Genomic DNA, 17,349 nt, shown 5'->3' with positions numbered 1-17,349 from the left:
CATGACAAAGGCTATGCTTGGTGAAGTGTATACAACGAAGAAAAACTCATGACAGACGACACCAAGCAAAAAGTAAAACAGCTATTAATAGCAACCAAATATGGCGTTTCAGCCTCAGAGATGCCAACCATCATCCAAGTGCCCGAACATCAGGGTTTAGCCATGATTCAACAACTGATTGAAGATGGTGAAGACATCCACTCACTTGGCGCTGAAGAAAACCCTGCCGAGTTTGTGCTTTATTCCATTGGCCCTATCGACGAAAGCATTGGCTAACCTTTAATAAATAGAGACTTCACTTTTTGGTAAAGGTAATCCCAGCGCTCCTTAAGACCGGTATCCATGCTAACCAAATAGCCCGTTGAACCTGTGTAGATATAGTCTACCGAATCATCAAACACGAACCATGCGGCATAGGTTGGATAGTCACGGTAGTTTTGCTTAAATCGCTCGAACACCAGTTGCTCATGTAAATAACCGAATCGGCTTCTAAAATGGCACGATGTCGGTGAAGCCAATGGCCCGTCCGCAGACTCTTTCGCCTCAATAGTGACGTCACGTGCTTCCATATATCGCCCATAACTGTATGCAATGTCTAACGAGTTATATTGAGCTCGATAGTCATAGCCATCCATCTCTTCACGGGTTGGGTTTTCACTCTGTAAAGCGATATTCAGGTTAGGGTAATTTCTGATATGAGTATCAATCTGCTCAATCTGCGCCTCAGGGTAAGTGTGCTTTACCAAAGCGGTACAAACGTGTTCAAGCTTTGCGTTAATTACCGCGTCACCATCCAATAAGAACAGCGGTAAGAATGGCGTCACCACGACGGTAGCAAAGGCTATCAAGATCGGATTCGGCTTTTTACGTTTGGCTTTTGACTGACGCGAAGGCTTAGTTTGTTTCGCCACTGCTGGAGAGGCTTTACCCTCACCTCGGTTTTTATTTCTATTTTTCTTTTTCGCCACGATGCTACTACTACATTCAAAAATACTACCAGTAAGGGAAATACTCGATAACTTACGTACTGCCCTTACACGACGAGCAGAATCTTACCACAAGCCGCAGCACCAGAATGGTAAAGAATTGAATCAAGATCAGATAGTTAGATTATTTAGGATATGACCAGTAGATAAATCACGAACGCACTGACTTGTTAAAAAGCCAAGAAACGAAAAAGCCCCAGCATTTCTGCTAGGGCTTAGAATGTGGCGGAGAGATAGGGATTTGAACCCTAGATACGCTATTAACGTATGCCGGTTTTCAAGACCGGTGCTTTCAACCACTCAGCCATCTCTCCGTTGCGTGGCGTATATTAGATATTGGCACGGGTCTTGTAAAGGAATAATTTGCACCTAAGAGTTTGTTTGCTCACTTAGTCGCCACCAAGTTATTGAAAGCCGATGTTCAAAAACGGCAAAACGAGCAAATTTGTAGGTTAAACACTCTAATAGATCACATTCTAATAAAATAGTGTTTTATTGTTAAGTTAATGAAATTATTATAAGTATCTAGGTTGAGCAAACGCGTGTACGCCCGAAAGTAATTGCAGATAATTGTGAACTGCTTCAAAATTAGGGAATTAGCGTAGTCTATGTTCTGTATCTGAGGTTTTTATGAAAGTCGCGGACTTATTTAAACATCGTAATGAAGTAAGCTCAAAACAATCTGAGTTTATGCAATGGGTATCGCCTGCAATGCGCGAGTATTGGGGTGAGTTCTTGCACAAGGCAAATAATCGCCAGCTATTTCAACGATTAAAAGATCTGCAACAACCTGCTGTTAATGATGAGCCACCAAAGCCAAAACCTATTGAGCTAAAACCAGAAGCTCAGCAATTGCTTGTTGAACTGGAATCTAAGCTTGATACCGTTATTCACACTGGTGAGTGGATTCATGTATCGCAAGAGCGTATTGACCAATTTGGCCAAGTGACAGAAGACATGCAATGGATTCATACCGATCCTGAACGCGCATCTGTTGAGTCGCCATTTAAAACCACGATCGCTCATGGTTTCTTGACGCTGGCTTTACTGCCAAAGATGACCGACAGCGTAGATCCTGATAACACCTTGTTCCCTACCGCAAAAATGGTGGTCAACATTGGTTTAAACCAAGTTCGCTTCCCGTACCCTGTGAAAGCAGGCAACCGCGTTCGCGCCGTTAGTACCCTCTCTAAAGTAACGCCAGTGCGTAAAGGGTTAGAAATCGAGCGTGAAATCAAAGTAGAAATCGAAGGCGTTCGTCGCCCTGCAGCCGTCGTTGTATCAGTGATTCAAGTTCACTTCTAATCCATTTCTACGTCAGATTAAAAAGGGAGAGCATTTGCTCTCCCTTTTGCTTTCTATTTTTCGGCAGTGTAGCCGTATTCCTGTATCAGCTTCTTTGCGCTGTCACTTTTTAAGAACTCAAGAAACGCTTTGCTATCGTCATCAAGTTTGTCGCTGCGATGAATCACTAAGAATGGGCGAGCCAGTTTGTAGCTACGATCCGCAACATTTTTGTTGCTTGGCTGTACGCCTTCAAAATTAATGGCTTTCACAGAGCGATCAATTGAGCCCATCGAAATAAAGCCAATCGCTTGTTTGTTGTGATTAACCAGCGTCTTTACCATGCTATTGCTGTTAACCACCAAGTTATCAGGGTTTACATCAGATACTTGTCTGTTGTTCACTACTTTGGTCAGCCCAAGTAGGCTTTCAAAGCTGTATTGCGTACCTGAAGAGGCCTCTCTCGTCACCACTGCGATTTTTTGGTCGTGCCCGCCAAGTTGCTTCCAGTTGGTGATTTTACCCTTGTAAACATCGTATAGCTGCTCACGTGTAATGTTTGTTAGCGGATTCGCACCATTCACGACGACCGCTAGGCCATCAAGAGCAAGAGTAGATACTTTGATGTTCTCATCTTGCTCGCTCTCAGTCAGGTTGCGAGAGCTCATACCTAAGTCAGCGACGCCTTTTTTCAGCAAGGTAATGCCTGCGGTAGAACCGATACCTTGCACCGCTATATAGGTTTCTTTATGCGTGGCGTTAAACTCTTCCGCTAGCACATCCATAATGCGTGCTACCGACGTTGAACCACTAATGTTGACTTCACTAGCCTGCGCTGACAAAGAGATAAAAGAAAAAGACAGTAACGCAGCGAGTGCGATTCGCATCATAATGTTCTCCAAAATTTCCTACTTGGCCATCCTTGTGATGTGTTACCCAACGATGACCACTAAACAATAACCACTAAATGATAACCTGCCACATCATATGGCGTTTTGATGACAATTTTGTGAAAGGCTATGCAGACGCCACGGTTTATAGACCATAATATGGGAAGCCATATGGTTGGATTGGAGTCAGTATGGGTTTAGTGAGTTTGTTGCAAAAGCAGGTCGAACACCGCGCGCTGTTTGTCTGCCAGCATCGTAATCAAGGGCTGCCACCAGAAATGGGTAAAGCCAACTTTGAGCCCGTTGAAAACGGCGTGATATTCATAAAACAGCACTACCTGTTGGACTCCAACCATTGTGATTATATGCGTTCAGTCGCGAAGATTGTTTGGGATCACGATGAAGAAACTTGGCTGCTTTTGATTACAGATGACGAAGCGAATGAAAGCTGGAAGCCCTACCCTTATCTGACGAAGAGTGGTGACTTAACCGCGATCATGCGTGAAGTAGAGAAAGATCCGAAGGAGATATTTTGGTCTTGATAGTCTGAACGCTAACCGCTGCACTATTCTGCGAGCAGCATTCCGCTGGTCATCATTTTGATGTTGTGCTCTAACAGTTGATTGAGAAACTCTTCATTGAGCTCAATGCCGTGAATAGCAAACAACGAATGCGGAGCAATGAATGGGAACACCATCAACGAAAGGTAAGAGACCTTACAAAGATTAGCATCCATCCCTTCCTTCATTTGGCCTTCACCAAATAACTTATCAAACAACACACTTTGAACGGGCTTAGTGATATCCATAAAAACTTTTTCTATTAAGGTGCGTTGAATTTCTGATGCGGGCATTTGCATCACCTGGGCGATAAGGCGGGGAAACTGGGGAAACTTAATCATTTCACGGTAGTACGTGCGCATAATATCAAACACGCTGCCGTTACTTGAATCTTGCATCAGGCGCTTAACCTGTTGTTCCATTGGCGCAAGCGTATCACGCACCATGGTTTCAAAAAGCCCTTCTTTATTGCCAAAGTAGTAGCGAATCAGCGCACTATTCACGCCCGCCTTTTGAGCCACTAAGCGTATGGAAACTTTGTCATAACTCATCACGGTAAACAGGTCTCGTGCATGTTTGATTAGCAACTCACGAGCATTAGTATCACTACTCGGTCGGCCTGCTTTGCGTTTTTCCATACTTCTCGCTCTATATTTGACGCTTTTAAACTGAAGCGTTATCGCTTATTGAACCAAGCGCCTCTCTATTTATCAATAGAGCATGTTTCACTTTTAAAACCATCTAAGCCAGGTTTAAGCTTTGATACACCATCAAGCAGCTCTAAACTGCATTCAGGCGAGCCAGATTTGCTCATCTTACTGACAAAGTTTAACTGATAGTCAGAGCCTTGCTCCGGCACAAATTCAGACAACATGGTACAGCCCATGCCACCAGAGTTAGCTGCCACCATTAACTTGATGGGTTCGCCTGCGGCAATCGGTACGGTTTTTTCTTCCGCATCGTATTTCCACTCGGCCCAGCCGCCAATGCCTATTTTGTGCATCACTTGCTTGTAACCACTGATGCCACGAATATCACATTGACCACTTTGATCCACATGGAAGAAGCGAACAGATGTCCCTGTCATCGTCCCTTCTGCCTCAGCATTTAGGGTGATACTCGCAAAGTCATCCTGCTGTGCTTGTTCCAACGCGTATTCACTGGCACAACCGCTTAAGTTGAGTACTAGCAATAATACTAATGTTCGATACATATCGTTCGCCCTCTTTTCGCAGCTTTTCGTCCTCTTAATCTTTGTGACTAAGTACTGACGAAACGCTTTCATAGGACAATATCTAAGCAATTAGCAGACCACTATAAACATCACACTGTGGCTTTAGTCGCATATTTTAATCAGAAAGATGGGGAGCAAGGCGCGAAATATTGGCGATAATCATGCAGCTGTCATTTTTCCTTCATCTAGGTTTGCTTAAATGCTGCGAATTCTATTTTTCTCTAAGGTTTTAAAGTTGGCTACGAAAGGGACAACGCTAAGCGAACACACGTTACTCAACCCAAAATCGGTTGAATATCAATGGGTAAGAACCATGTATGTGGAGGGGTATGGTGATAGCGAGATTAACCACTATATTCAGACCTGCTTTGGCGGTGATGCAACCTTTGCCGACCTTTTCCGCCGTGTGGCGTTATCTCAAGAGAGTATTTACGTGTTGCTTCGCTACCTTGGCTGCGCGCCATCTAATCGAGAATTTTAACTCTAAAGCCCTCACTGAGCGTTGAGTGCAAAATAGCCAGATCTATTTCTGTTTCATGTTGTTTTGCAACATGACGTTCTACGTTTCTTTATTTTTTAGAATTGCATCGCATTCAATTAGTCTACTGCTGTACCGTAAATACAGCAAAAACTAGTATGCTCGATGAGTTAGGCAGAAAAAAGCCCAAGCAAAGCTCGGGCTCAGGTTACAAAAAACTGTTAGTTTTTGGATAGTAAGGAATCTAGCTAACAGCCAGCTATGCGTAACGCCAACTTGCCTCTGCTTAACTGATCGGCGGCCAAACCAAGAGTGTTAAGAAGAGAACAAAGAGGCGACCAATAGGTCGCCTTTATCATTTTTATTAGCCTTTCACACCACCGGATGTTAATCCTCCGACCAACCAGCGCTGTGCAAGTAGAAAAACGATTGTAATCGGCAAAGCAGATAATACTGCTGCCGCAGCGAAGTCACCCCACAGATAGTTCTGCGGATATAGATACTGCTGCATACCTACTGCTAGTGTGTACGAATCTACATCAGAAAGCAACAACGATGCGACTGGAACCTCACCTACAGCCATGATAAATGACAAGATAAACACTACTGCAAGAATAGGCACAGACAGTGGCAATAGCACTAATCTAAAGGCTTGCCATGGTGTTGCACCATCAAGAGCCGCCGCTTCTTCTAGAGAGCCATCTATCGTTTCAAAGTAGCCTTTGATGGTCCATACGTGCAGTGCAATACCACCTAAATAAGCGAAGATAAGACCACCATGAGTGTTCAAGCCAAGGAACGGAATATACTGTCCAAGCTTGTCAAACAACGCGTACAGAGCAACAAGTGCAAGTACCGCTGGGAACATTTGGAAAATCATCATTGCTTTTAGAATGGTGTTCTTACCTTTGAACTTCATTCGAGCAAACGCATACGCTGATGTAGTAGAAAGAGCCACAATCAAAATCGAGCTAATGCCTGCTACTTTCACTGAGTTCCACAACCAAGTCAGTACTGGGAACGGAGGTGGTGTTACTGAGCCATCAGCATTGGTCACTGAGAAGCCTAGAGCAAGTTTCCAGTGTTCCAATGATGGGTTTTCTGGAATGATGCTACCTGTTGCGAAGTTACCTTCACGGAAAGAAATCGCCACAATCATCAGTAGTGGGAACATAATTGCCGCAAGGAATAACCACATAAGGGCATGTGTCGCCCAGACACGATATTTTAAAGATTTACCTTGTACCATTGCCATCAGGTTACTCCTTAATCTTGTGCTAGTTTAGTGAATCGAAGGTTGAGTAACGCGAGTGCGCCGACCAACAAGAAAATCAAAGTTGCGATAGCACTTGCTAGACCGAAGTCTTGACCGCCCGCACCTTCAAAAGCAATACGGTAGGTGTAGTTAACCAATAGATCGGTGTAGCCCGCAGGCTCTGATGTGCCAATCATGTTTGGTCCACCTTGAGTCAACAACTGAATCAATACAAAGTTGTTGAAGTTGAAGGCAAACGCTGCAATCAGTAGTGGCATTAAAGGCTTAATCATTAATGGCAGAGTGATTGTGCGGAAGTTATCGAAGAAGTTCGCACCATCAATCGCAGACGCTTCATACAAGTCATCCGGTATCGACTTAAGTAGGCCCATACATAGGATCATCATGTAAGGGAAACCAAGCCATGTATTAACAATAAGCACCATCATTTTTGCCAAGAATGGGTCAGAGAACCACGCTGGGCTTAAACCAAACATTGTCTGGAGCACCATGTTGATCTCACCAAAGCTTTGGTTAAACAGGCCTTTAAAAATCAGGATTGAGATAAATGCCGGTACCGCATAAGGCAAAATCAATAGTACGCGGTAAATACTGCGCCCTTTAAGCGCTTCCCACTGCACGACGCTCGCTAATACCAAGCCAATCACACCAGTGAATACGATTGTGAGTACTGAGAAGACAATCGTCCAAATAAAGATGCTTGTGAACGGTTGGCTGATGCCTTCATCTTTCCACACACGTTCAAAGTTATGAGTACCGATACCTACAATGAAACCAGGAGATACAGTGTCACCGACAAACTGACCCGCTTCATCAACTGGCTGATAGAAACCTTTATCTAGGTTCGGCTTTAGGGTTTCACCCGTTTCGTTATTAAGCAGTGTTTCGCCATCTTGCTGCAAAGTGTACAGAGGAACTACCGCTGCAAACTTACGCAAACCACTCATACGAATTTCTTCACCACTTGGCATCAGTAGATCAACTTTACCAAGTGAAGTGCGATTCTTGATGATAGTTTTAATCGGTTCTTTCTTACCACTTACTTGATCAACTGGCGTCAGTGCTAAGTTCATCTCACTCAATTGGCTCAAGTTGAAGAAATCTGAGGCCAGTGTTTTGCCCTCTTTTTCAACTACAAGCTGGTGACCAGAGTCTGTCTTATACAGTGAGAACGGGTAGCTTTGGCCGCTTTGGTAGGTACGATCTAATAGCACCTGCTGCGCGCGGTCATAGGAGAGTTGGTTCTTCGCACTGAAGTTGGTGAACGCCAAGCCAACCGTATAAATCAACGGGAACAAAATAAATAGAATCATGCCCGCAATACCTGGATAGATATAGCGATGCGCATAGGTCTTCTTGTTGCCGAAGATGAAAAGGGCTAAGCCGGTAAGTAGAAGAGTAAGAAGAGCAAAGGCGATTTCACCACGTGAATACATCAAAATCGTGGCATAACCATTCACCAGTGCAACTGAGCCTAATAGACCCCACTTGATAAAAACGCTTTTACTCGACGGTAAATTAAGAGTGTGAGATGTCAAAGCATCTGGGCCTTGTACTGACTGCATAGTAGAACCTGCTAGCGAAATACTAAAGAGATGAAGGAGGGACGAATCCCTCCTTGGGAGCATAGAACAGAATTACTTAGTCATCTGCTTTTCTGCATCTGCAAGGGCTGCATCTACAGTTTGACGACCTTCAACAATGTTGATGATTGCATTCTTAGCGCTGCCCCAGAATGCGTTCATTTGAGGAATGTTTGGCATGATTTCGCCATTCATTGCGTTGTCCATTGTTGCCGCGATACGTGTATCGGCATCTAGCTCACGTTGGAATGAGTTAAGTGCTACTGCACCTAGTGGCTTGTCATCATTCACTTTACGAAGACCATCGTTAGTTAGTAGGTAGTTCTCAATGAACTCTACCGCTAGGTCTTTGTTAGGTGATGCAGTGCTGATACCTGCTGTTAGTACACCTACGAATGGTTTAGATGACTTGCCGTTAAACTTAGGCAGTGTTGCTACGCCGTAGTTGATACCAGATTTCTCGATGTTACCCCAAGACCATGGGCCGTTGATGGTCATCGCTGTCTTACCTTGGTTGAAGGCAGATTCAGACACTGAGTAATCCATATCAGAAGAGATTACGCCTGCGTCCACAAGACCTTTAACGAAGTTCATTGCATCTTTAACGCCATCGTTGTTGATGCCTGCATCTTTAACGTCGTAGCCTTCTAGACCGTATTTAAACGCGTAACCACCGTCAGCAGCCATTAGAGGCCAAGTGAAGTACGGTTCTTTTAGGTTCCACATGATCGCAGTTTTGCCATCTTTCGCTAGCTGCTCGTTAAGCTTCGCCACTTCTTCCCAGCTTTTTGGTGGGTTTGGCACTAGATCTTTGTTGTAGATTAGAGATAACGATTCAACTGCGATTGGGTAACCGATCAGTTTGCCGTTGTATTTCACTGCATCCCATGCGAAATCAACAATGCCTTCTTTGATTTCTTTTGATGGAGTGATTTCCGTTAATAGACCCGCTTCTGCGTAGCCACCAAAACGGTCATGCGCCCAAAATACGATATCAGGACCATCGCCTGTTGCCGCAGTTTGTGGGAACTTGTCTTGAAGCGCATCAGGGTGTGCCACAGTCACAACAATGCCTGTGTCTTGTTCAAATTGTTTACCTACTTCAGCAAGTCCGTTGTAACCTTTGTCACCATTGATCCAAATAGTTAGTTGTCCTTCTTCGATGGCAGCATTAGCACCGAAAGAGCCAAGTGCAACCAGTGTACCAAGGGCGACTGAGCTTAGCGCTTTTTTCATGTTCATATCCTTTTTATATTTGTGTTGTAGGGTGTTACCGATAGGCTTCACCGGATTTCGTCAAGCATTGTTAAACAAAACCATAGGCGACTCATCATCCTACTTCCTACGCCTTGGGTATGATGAACTATTTTTGTGATCGCTATCGACTACTATTTCCAACTCAAATCACAAAAATATAGCGTATTGTGATCGCTCTCTATATTTACTCAGGATTAATTTTGAACTCGATCTCCTAAAGGGTTTTCCTCCCTATTTCTGCTACTCCCCCCCTACTACCCCTACAAAAAAAAACGCTGGGATGATGAACAATGACCTATAGTTAAGCAAAATTGCACCATCTTAAGTGGAGGGTAAATCCCTTACCGGCGTTGTGAAGAGCGGCGGTTTTCAAAGCTACGATAAAGATGTTGAAAGCAAGTCAGTGTTAGTGGATTAATACGGGGCACGCACTGATAAGTTTCGGGGGAGACTGATTTATCTTTGGCTTTGATGGGTGGCGGTACGACAGCCTGTTCCGCCACCCTTATTTCTTACCCTTACCGATTGCGACGCGCGTCGGTAAACTCCACCTTACTGAATTCCTACACTTACTGTCTGCGAGATAATTCATATAATGGGCGGGCAGTAATAAATATAAAAATCGAGGACGAGCTAGATGGCGAGTGTTACCTTAAAAAATGTCTGTAAAGCCTATGGCGATGTATTAATCTCAAAAAACGTAGACTTAGAAATTGAGCAAGGCGAATTTGTCGTATTTGTAGGGCCGTCTGGCTGTGGTAAATCTACCCTACTTCGCTGTATTGCGGGCCTAGAAGACATCACATCAGGTGATCTATATATCGGCGAGCAACGCATGAACGATGTTGAACCATCCAAACGTGGTGTCGGCATGGTATTCCAATCTTATGCGCTTTACCCACACCTAAACCTTTACGACAACATGTCTTTTGGTATGAAGCTAGCAAAAGCTGACAAAGCAGAGACGGATCGCCGCGTTGAGCACGCAGCAGAAATCCTTCAGCTAAGTCACCTGCTTGACCGTCAACCAAAGGCGCTATCAGGTGGTCAGCGTCAGCGTGTTGCTATCGGCCGTACCTTGGTTTCTCAACCAAATGTTTTCCTATTGGATGAACCTCTATCTAACCTAGATGCTGCGCTTCGTGTTCAAATGCGCTCTGAGATCACTAAGCTGCAACGCAAACTGGGTTGCACCATGATCTATGTAACGCACGACCAAGTTGAAGCAATGACCATGGCAGACAAGATCGTCGTTCTTGATGCTGGTTTTGTATCGCAAGTAGGTAAACCGCTAGAGCTATACCATTACCCACAAAACCGTTTTGTGGCAGGCTTCATCGGTTCACCAAAAATGAACTTCATGAGCGTGTTCGTTGAAGAAGTAGAAGATGACCGCGTGTTTGTTCAACTTGCGAATGGCACTACGTTCTGGATTCCTGTTGATGGCCGCACTGTTACTCGTGGCGAACGTATGTCTTTAGGTGTTCGCCCTGAACACTTAATACCAGCTTCAGAAGGTGACGCAACGATCAGCGGTAAAGTGATGATTGTTGAAAAACTAGGTAACGAAACGCAAGCTTACCTAAACATCGACAAAGCAGATGCCGACGTTATCTACCGCCAACCAGATACTTTAGATATTGAAGCAGGTGATTCACTAGAAATTGGTATTCCTGCGCATCGCTGTCACCTATTCCATAGCGATGGTAAAGCATGTCAGCGCCTATATCGTGAAGCCGGCGTAGAATAAACTGACACACAAGCCAAGAATCAAAACTAAGGGAGCAGCAATGCTCCCTTTCTACTTTTATGCGGTTTCGATTTTTTTGTGTCCATCTTGGAGGTGAACAAAATCAACCATATCGTCGCCAGATACCTGATAAGCCTGACCAAAGCCTTTTACGAATAACCCTTTCTCCGCTGTGAGGTTAAATAACACAAAGTCTTGCAGTTGGCTTAGGCCATCAATAATTTCGCCAAAGCGGTCTTTCATCTGTGCAACGACTTGTTGCCATTGCTCGCTGTCTCGCTCGACTACCGTCGCTACCGCATCAAAAGTCAGACGCTTACGCGCGAACAACTGCTTCGATGATTCTTCATCTTCAATCATCATTAAAGAAACGTTTGGGTTCGCTTGTAGATTACGCGCATGACGCGCAATCTCAGAGATCAGCACAAAGTAACCATCTTGGTTTTGTACAAATGGCGCATAGCTAACGTTAGGGCGACCTTCTGCGTCTACCGTCGCTAATTGCAGTGTGCGTCGCTCTTGGCGAAACTCTTTAATTTCTGGCTCTAGGCGGCCTTGCAGACGCTCTTGTTTTACTTGTTGGTTCATTCGCTGACTCCTATTCTTTCTAATCTCTTTACTTCAAACGGGTTGAGCATGTTCTGGTTTCGACCAGATTATTGGTTAAATTCCGCTTGCATGTTTTTGAACTGTTCCACTTGAGAGCGAATCAATTGACGCTTCTCATCACGCCCCAAGTAAACTTTGAAAATGTTATTGCCTTGGCCGCAGAAAAAACCAAAGTAGTGGCTCTCTCGTCCCATAAACGGCTTACTCACAAGGGCGATATTTTTAACGTTGTCTAGCTTTAAATGCCCATGCATCTGGCCTTCAGAGCCCATTAAGTTATAATAACCACGAGCTACTTTACCCTTAGGAAAAGGCGCTTTAACCTCAAAAATAGAACCAAACGACTGAACGATTGTTGTCACCGGGCCAAAATCAACCAATCCTTCCAAAATAGCTTGCGCATCTTCACCCGGTACTAGTGCCACCATCTCTTTCGGCAGCGCAGAAACCACGGCGAATTCCACAACACCTAGGCGCTCAGCAACCGCTGCGGGCAACAAATTAGGATCCTGTTCCAAGATCAAAGCAACATCGTTTTTAATGTTTTGCATACAATTTTACCTATCTGTTTTGCTACCTTTTTGGGCAGAGTCACTGCACTCAATGACTAGCAAACGTAATGCATAAGTGAATAACATGAATTAATAAAATGTTACTAACCAATGCAATTGAATCGCCATCAAACCTTATTTTATAAAGCCTGAGCTTGGTTGTTTATTAATTGTGACAGATGATAATTTGCCGCAAATGAGAATGCAATTGATAATTGATCTCAAATATTTTCTGCGTAATAATTCGCTCACTTTGAACAGAACTATCTTCAATGAGGCGAATTGTGAACGTAACTCGATATGTCATTGCTGGCGGTGTGTCTTTAACATTGCACGCTGCGTTACTGATTATGACTGACGAACCCAAAGCGTTTGCGATGCCTGCTGGGGCAAAAACACAAACTGTGTCTCTTAAATTTGTTACGCCAGTTGCCCCAGCACAGCCCAAACAAGTTGCGACACAGCCCGAACCTAAGAAAACACTTGAGCCAGCTCCGGTAAAAAAAGCGGTAGAGAAACCGGTTGAAACCGCGAAACCTAAAGCCAAGCCAAAACCTAAAGCAAAGCCAAAACCTATCGTAGAAAAAACGCCAGCGAAAAAAGTACAGCCAATTAAAAAGCCGATTAAACCCGTTGAAAAAGTGGTGAAAGAGACTCAGCTAAAACCAGAAACAACAACAAAAACCGAACCGACCAAAGTAGAACTCGACAAAACGGCCAGCAAACCCAAACCAACGACCTCCGGCGTTACAACCCAACCCGTCATGGTGAAAAAGCCTGCTTTTCTAGAGCGCCCTTCTGCTCCTAACTACCCAAGAGTCGCGCGTAAACGCGGCATTGAGGGCGTAGCCATGTATGAGATCTGGCTTGACCAAAATGGTAACCAAGTAAAACAAGTACTTATTTCATCTTCAGGAGCCACCATGCTCGACAAATCGGCTCTTGATGCGATCAAAAAATGGAAATTTTCTCCTCACACGGTGGGTAACCAAACCGTTGCCCACCGAGTACAGATACCTGTTCGATTTAAACTGGATTAAACATGCAACAACTCACGGATTTACAGCAGCAGTTAGGCCTGATGGCTTGGCCCCTTATCATCTGCTCGGCCCTTACCTTGATGATCATCACCGAACGTCTTTTCCAAGTCATCATCAGTTTAGGCGTAGGCAAACGCGCTATTAGAGAAGAACTTACCAAAGTATCACCGACCAACGGGCAACAGCTGGAACAATTGGCAGAAACTCTTTCACCTCGCCGCCCGCTGCTCTACAAAGGCGTTGCGATGTTATTAGCGCACCACAATTTTGATAAAGCACTGCGAGAGGATGCCGCAGGCATGTGGCTACAAGAAAAGCGCCACCAGCTCAATTCGGGCCTCCGTTTACTGACCTTAATCGGTGTGATCAGCCCTTTAATTGGCCTATTGGGCACTGTGCTTGGCCTGATTGAAATGTTTAAAGGCGTTGCTGTATCAAGCGGCAATATCACACCGAATGATCTTGCCGAAGGCCTAGGTATCGCTATGCGCACGACGGCAGCAGGCTTGTTGATCGCTTTGCCTGCCATTGCAGGCGCTCAACTACTTGGCTTGTGGGCAGATAAGGTGATGGCCAAGCTTGAACATACTTTGAATTACGTCAACTTGTGGTTAGAAGGCATTCGTTTGAACCCAACGACTACTAAGCAGTCTGCACAAGCATCTTCTACTGCTCAAAATGAAGCGGCGCTATGATTAAGACCTCCCAAGAAAAAACAAACTTTGGGTTAACTCCCGATCTCACACCGCTACTCGACATCATCTTCATTGTGATGGTTTTTTTGATGTTAACTGCCGCGGTAAAGCTGGAATCGATCGAAGTGGATCTCCCTACCACCGATTCGCAAGCGGTATCTGAAGTAGATAGCCGATCTATAACCATCAACATCTTAGATGCAGAACCTCATTGGGCAATTGATGGCAAAGAGTATATCGATTGGGAAAACTTCACTATCGCATTGCTAGAGCAACACAAATCAAATTCACAACCTATTGTTATTGGCGCTGAAAAGACCGCTGATATTCAACATTTGGTCAAACTACTGGCTTTCTTACAAGAAAACGGCATTGAAGCCACACAACTTTTGACTGAAGACAAATCAGATAATTAACGAGCTCAACATGAAAAAAATAACATTGATTAAAGGATTAGCCCTTGCCTCTATTGTGGCATTCACTCCTATTTCTTTCGCCAAAGAACGCATTATTAGCGCGGGTGCTGCGGTGACTGAACTAATGATAGCCCTTGGCCAACAAGATCAACTGATCGCTGTAGATGTGACCAGCCAACTACCCGATGGAGCACAATTACCTAAAGTGGGTTACCACCGCCAGCTCTCTGCTGAAGGTCTATTAGCGATGGGGCCAACCAAACTTGTCGGCTCAGACGAAATGGGGCCAGATACCGCGCTCGCACAGCTTAAATCAGCCGGAGTAAGCGTTGATGTAGTCAATACAGAAGCAACGCCACAAGGCCTGCTAGAGCGTGTTGATCAAATCGCTAAGCTCACTCACAGTGAAGCACAAGCAGCAAAAGTTAAACAAGATATCGAAGCTAAAATCGAACTGCTCAACCAAGCGAAGGCGCAACAAACCGAAGTAAAAAAAGTACTTTTCCTTCTAATTCACGAAGGTCGCCCTGCGAATGTTGCGGGTAGCAAAACGACGCCAAATGCCATCATTGAACTGGCCGGAGGTATTAACCCTGCTGCCAATCAGCTTGAATCTTACAAACCTCTTTCCGTTGAAGCCATGCTTGAAATGCAGCCAGACGTTATCCTCGTTAGTGGCCGCAGCTATCAAAAAATGGGCGGAGCAGATGCAATCTTAAAAGCAATGCCAATGCTAGCGGCTACGCCTGCTGGCAAGGCAAAAAACATTGTCACTATTGATGGTCATGCATTAGTTGGTGGCTTAGGTCTAAAAAGCTTAGAAGAAGCTCAGCGACTCAGTGCCATTCTAAGTCAGTAATAAGGTTTGTATGCTGTTAAGACACGTTTCTCTGTCGATAACACTGCTGATATTTAGTTTCGCGCTATTGGTGACGGCAGTAAGCTCCGTCACCATTGGGCCGATGAACATCAGCTTTATCGATAGCCTCACCAGTTTGTTCACGACCAATAACCAATTGGCTCCGCACATTAATCTCGTCATCCATGAAATTCGATTCCCCCGCACGGTGCTGTGTATGTTAGTTGGCGCAATATTGGCGGTGTGTGGCACGGTCATGCAGGGGCTATTTAGAAACCCACTTGCTGAGCCAGGCATTATCGGCGTATCCGCCGGCGCAGCGCTAGGTGCGGCGATTGCAATCGTATTATTTGGTGAGCTAAGCCAAGCCTACCCACAGCTGATGAACTTCGCTGCCGTACCGATTTTTGCTTTCCTCGGCGGTGCACTAACCACCATTGTGGTGTATCACTTAGGTACGAGTAAAATGGGCACCTCGGTCACCATCATGCTGTTAGCTGGCGTGGCGATCAGTGCGCTCTCTGGCGCGGGTATTGGCTATCTAAACTTCATTGCCGACGACCAAATGCTGCGTGACCTTTCATTGTGGTCGATGGGCTCTTTAGCTGGTGCGAATTGGCAAAACATCCTGCTTTGCTCCGTTGCTCTGGTTATCTTGCTGTGGTGCTTTATGCGCAAATCTTTGGCTTTAAACGCCCTGCTACTTGGCGAAGCGGAAGCCAACCATCTTGGTATTCCAGTACAAAAACTAAAACGCCAATTGATATTACTGACCGCGGTCGGTGTAGGTGTGACGGTGAGTGTTTCAGGTATGATTGGATTTATTGGTCTTGTCATTCCCCATCTTGGTCGCATGCTTTCTGGGCCTGACCACCGCACTTTAATTCCTATCTCTGCGCTAATGGGCGCATTGCTGCTTACCTGTGCAGATATGTTCGCTCGCGTCGCCGTTGCCCCTGCTGAGCTGCCCGTTGGCATCGTAACCGCCATCATCGGAGCCCCATTCTTCCTCTACTTACTATTCCAACAAAAAGGACGCATTTTGTAATGAGTAACGTCGTTTTAAGCGGTAACCATCTTTCTGTTACCTATGGAAAGCGTAAGGTCTTGGATGATGTAAACATCGAGATCAAAGCAGGAGAAGTAACCGCATTGCTTGGCCCTAACGGTGCGGGGAAAAGTACCCTACTTAAGTTGCTGTGTGGCGAGATCCCGTCAGACAACGATATTAAGATCTTCAATCAAGCAAAGCATGATTGGCACGCGAGTGAACTTGCCAAGCACGTTGGCATGTTGCCCCAACACAGTACATTGAGCTTCCCTTTTTTGGCTCAAGAAGTCGTTGAATTAGGTGCAATTCCACTGAATGTACCGAATAAGCGGGCAAAAGCATTGGCGGATAAATACATGCAGATGACCGATGTCGCTCATCTTGCAACAAGGCTTTACCCGTCATTGTCTGGGGGAGAAAAACAAAGGCTACATTTAGCTCGTGTTTTGGTTCAACTTGACCAATCGGAAGGTAAAAAGATTCTAATGTTAGATGAACCCACGTCAGCATTAGACTTAGCCCACCAGCACAACACCTTAAAAATCGCCCGAGAAATGGCATGCGAACATAACGCCGCTGTTGTTGTGGTTTTGCACGACTTAAATCTTGCTGCGCAATATTCCGATCGTTTAGTCATTCTGCATCAAGGCAAACTAGTATGTGATAACTCACCATGGCAAGCCCTCACCAGTAAAATGATTGAATCTGTGTACGGCTATCAATCGATTATTTCCGAGCATCCTACTCTTGAGTTTCCGATGGTTTACCCAGCGGAATAAGACTTCTATGTAGCGTAGATACGAAAAAGGGCTCTTACGAGCCCTTTGATT

General features: G+C 44.9%; 20 protein-coding genes and 1 tRNA gene. 11 read left to right on the top strand and 10 right to left on the bottom strand.

Features of this window, described 5'->3' with window-relative positions; genetic code table 11:
• The first annotated feature begins 48 nt into the window (after positions 1-48).
• Entirely contained in the window at positions 49-276 is a 228-nt protein-coding gene (locus tag MU515_RS17965) for a hypothetical protein (RefSeq protein WP_260261766.1), read from the top strand.
• Here the strand turns inward: MU515_RS17965 and MU515_RS17960 are convergent.
• Together MU515_RS17960 and MU515_RS17955 are read right to left on the bottom strand one after the other, a co-directional pair.
• Positions 273-968, bottom strand: a complete 696-nt coding sequence (locus MU515_RS17960) for a hypothetical protein (RefSeq protein WP_260261765.1) — start codon at positions 966-968, stop codon at positions 273-275. The two genes, MU515_RS17965 and MU515_RS17960, sit on opposite strands and share 4 nt — an antisense overlap.
• Before the next feature lie 241 nt (positions 969-1,209).
• Positions 1,210-1,300: transfer RNA gene (locus MU515_RS17955), tRNA-Ser, on the bottom strand.
• Between the two features lie 316 nt (positions 1,301-1,616).
• On the opposite strand from MU515_RS17955, the gene MU515_RS17950 reads away from it, so the two are divergent.
• Positions 1,617-2,291 carry a MaoC family dehydratase gene (locus MU515_RS17950; protein WP_260261764.1) on the top strand — a complete coding sequence of 225 codons (675 nt, stop codon included), beginning with the start codon at positions 1,617-1,619 and terminating at the stop codon, positions 2,289-2,291.
• 53 nt (positions 2,292-2,344) lie between these two features.
• Here MU515_RS17950 and MU515_RS17945 read toward each other — a convergent pair whose 3' ends face one another.
• Entirely contained in the window at positions 2,345-3,160 is an 816-nt protein-coding gene (locus MU515_RS17945) for a phosphate ABC transporter substrate-binding protein (RefSeq protein WP_260261763.1), read from the bottom strand.
• Positions 3,161-3,351: 191 nt separating this feature from the next.
• Between MU515_RS17945 and MU515_RS17940 the strand changes: the two genes are divergently transcribed.
• On the top strand, positions 3,352-3,702 hold the full coding sequence (locus MU515_RS17940; protein WP_260261762.1) for a DUF3024 domain-containing protein: 351 nt from the start codon (positions 3,352-3,354) through the stop codon (positions 3,700-3,702).
• A 23-nt stretch (positions 3,703-3,725) separates the two neighbouring features.
• Here MU515_RS17940 and MU515_RS17935 read toward each other — a convergent pair whose 3' ends face one another.
• Entirely contained in the window at positions 3,726-4,358 is a 633-nt protein-coding gene (locus tag MU515_RS17935) for a TetR/AcrR family transcriptional regulator (protein ID WP_260261761.1), read from the bottom strand.
• A gap of 65 nt (positions 4,359-4,423) precedes the next feature.
• Positions 4,424-4,933 (bottom strand): hypothetical protein, encoded by a 510-nt coding sequence (locus MU515_RS17930; protein ID WP_260261760.1) that lies wholly within the window; start codon positions 4,931-4,933, stop codon positions 4,424-4,426.
• Positions 4,934-5,153: 220 nt separating this feature from the next.
• On the opposite strand from MU515_RS17930, the gene MU515_RS17925 reads away from it, so the two are divergent.
• The gene (locus MU515_RS17925) at positions 5,154-5,435 is read left to right on the top strand and encodes a hypothetical protein (protein WP_260261759.1); all 282 of its coding nucleotides are present in this window, start codon (positions 5,154-5,156) and stop codon (positions 5,433-5,435) included.
• A gap of 361 nt (positions 5,436-5,796) precedes the next feature.
• Here the strand turns inward: MU515_RS17925 and malG are convergent, their stop codons facing one another.
• From malG to malE, 3 genes are all read right to left on the bottom strand, one after another.
• Entirely contained in the window at positions 5,797-6,687 is an 891-nt protein-coding gene (gene malG / locus MU515_RS17920) for a maltose ABC transporter permease MalG (protein ID WP_260261758.1), read from the bottom strand.
• Between the two features lie 11 nt (positions 6,688-6,698).
• Positions 6,699-8,273, bottom strand: a complete 1,575-nt coding sequence (gene malF / locus MU515_RS17915) for a maltose ABC transporter permease MalF (RefSeq protein WP_260261757.1) — start codon at positions 8,271-8,273, stop codon at positions 6,699-6,701.
• Positions 8,274-8,345: 72 nt separating this feature from the next.
• Positions 8,346-9,527, bottom strand: coding sequence for a maltose/maltodextrin ABC transporter substrate-binding protein MalE (gene malE, locus MU515_RS17910; protein ID WP_260261756.1), 1,182 nt, complete (start codon positions 9,525-9,527; stop codon positions 8,346-8,348).
• A 658-nt stretch (positions 9,528-10,185) separates the two neighbouring features.
• Here malE and malK point away from each other — a divergent pair.
• Positions 10,186-11,298: a maltose/maltodextrin ABC transporter ATP-binding protein MalK gene (gene malK / locus MU515_RS17905; RefSeq protein WP_260261755.1), complete on the top strand. Its 1,113-nt coding sequence runs from the start codon at positions 10,186-10,188 to the stop codon at positions 11,296-11,298.
• 57 nt (positions 11,299-11,355) lie between these two features.
• On the opposite strand, the gene hutZ is transcribed toward malK, so the two are convergent.
• On the bottom strand, positions 11,356-11,886 hold the full coding sequence (gene hutZ / locus MU515_RS17900; protein WP_260261754.1) for a heme utilization protein HutZ: 531 nt from the start codon (positions 11,884-11,886) through the stop codon (positions 11,356-11,358).
• Positions 11,887-11,954: 68 nt separating this feature from the next.
• On the bottom strand, positions 11,955-12,458 hold the full coding sequence (gene hutX / locus MU515_RS17895; RefSeq protein ID WP_260261752.1) for a heme utilization cystosolic carrier protein HutX: 504 nt from the start codon (positions 12,456-12,458) through the stop codon (positions 11,955-11,957).
• Positions 12,459-12,742: 284 nt separating this feature from the next.
• On the opposite strand from hutX, the gene MU515_RS17890 reads away from it, so the two are divergent.
• From MU515_RS17890 to MU515_RS17865, 6 genes are read left to right on the top strand one after another with little or no spacing between them, the layout of a single operon-like run.
• Positions 12,743-13,498: an energy transducer TonB gene (locus MU515_RS17890; RefSeq protein ID WP_260261750.1), complete on the top strand. Its 756-nt coding sequence runs from the start codon at positions 12,743-12,745 to the stop codon at positions 13,496-13,498.
• A 2-nt stretch (positions 13,499-13,500) separates the two neighbouring features.
• Positions 13,501-14,193, top strand: a complete 693-nt coding sequence (locus MU515_RS17885; RefSeq protein WP_260261749.1) for a MotA/TolQ/ExbB proton channel family protein — start codon at positions 13,501-13,503, stop codon at positions 14,191-14,193.
• Entirely contained in the window at positions 14,190-14,609 is a 420-nt protein-coding gene (locus tag MU515_RS17880; RefSeq protein ID WP_260261748.1) for an ExbD/TolR family protein, read from the top strand. Before MU515_RS17885 ends, MU515_RS17880 begins: the two co-directional genes overlap by 4 nt.
• A gap of 10 nt (positions 14,610-14,619) precedes the next feature.
• Entirely contained in the window at positions 14,620-15,468 is an 849-nt protein-coding gene (locus tag MU515_RS17875; RefSeq protein WP_260261747.1) for a heme/hemin ABC transporter substrate-binding protein, read from the top strand.
• A 10-nt stretch (positions 15,469-15,478) separates the two neighbouring features.
• Positions 15,479-16,516, top strand: coding sequence for a FecCD family ABC transporter permease (locus tag MU515_RS17870; protein WP_260261746.1), 1,038 nt, complete (start codon positions 15,479-15,481; stop codon positions 16,514-16,516).
• The gene (locus tag MU515_RS17865) at positions 16,516-17,298 is read left to right on the top strand and encodes a heme ABC transporter ATP-binding protein (protein ID WP_260261745.1); all 783 of its coding nucleotides are present in this window, start codon (positions 16,516-16,518) and stop codon (positions 17,296-17,298) included. Before MU515_RS17870 ends, MU515_RS17865 begins: the two co-directional genes overlap by 1 nt.
• Positions 17,299-17,349: the final 51 nt, after the last annotated feature.

Source organism: Vibrio intestinalis (assembly GCF_025195085.2).
Taxonomy (GTDB): domain Bacteria; phylum Pseudomonadota; class Gammaproteobacteria; order Enterobacterales; family Vibrionaceae; genus Vibrio; species Vibrio intestinalis.
Note: the sequence above shows the minus strand (reverse complement) of the source record. Positions and strands in the feature narration are given on the sequence as shown.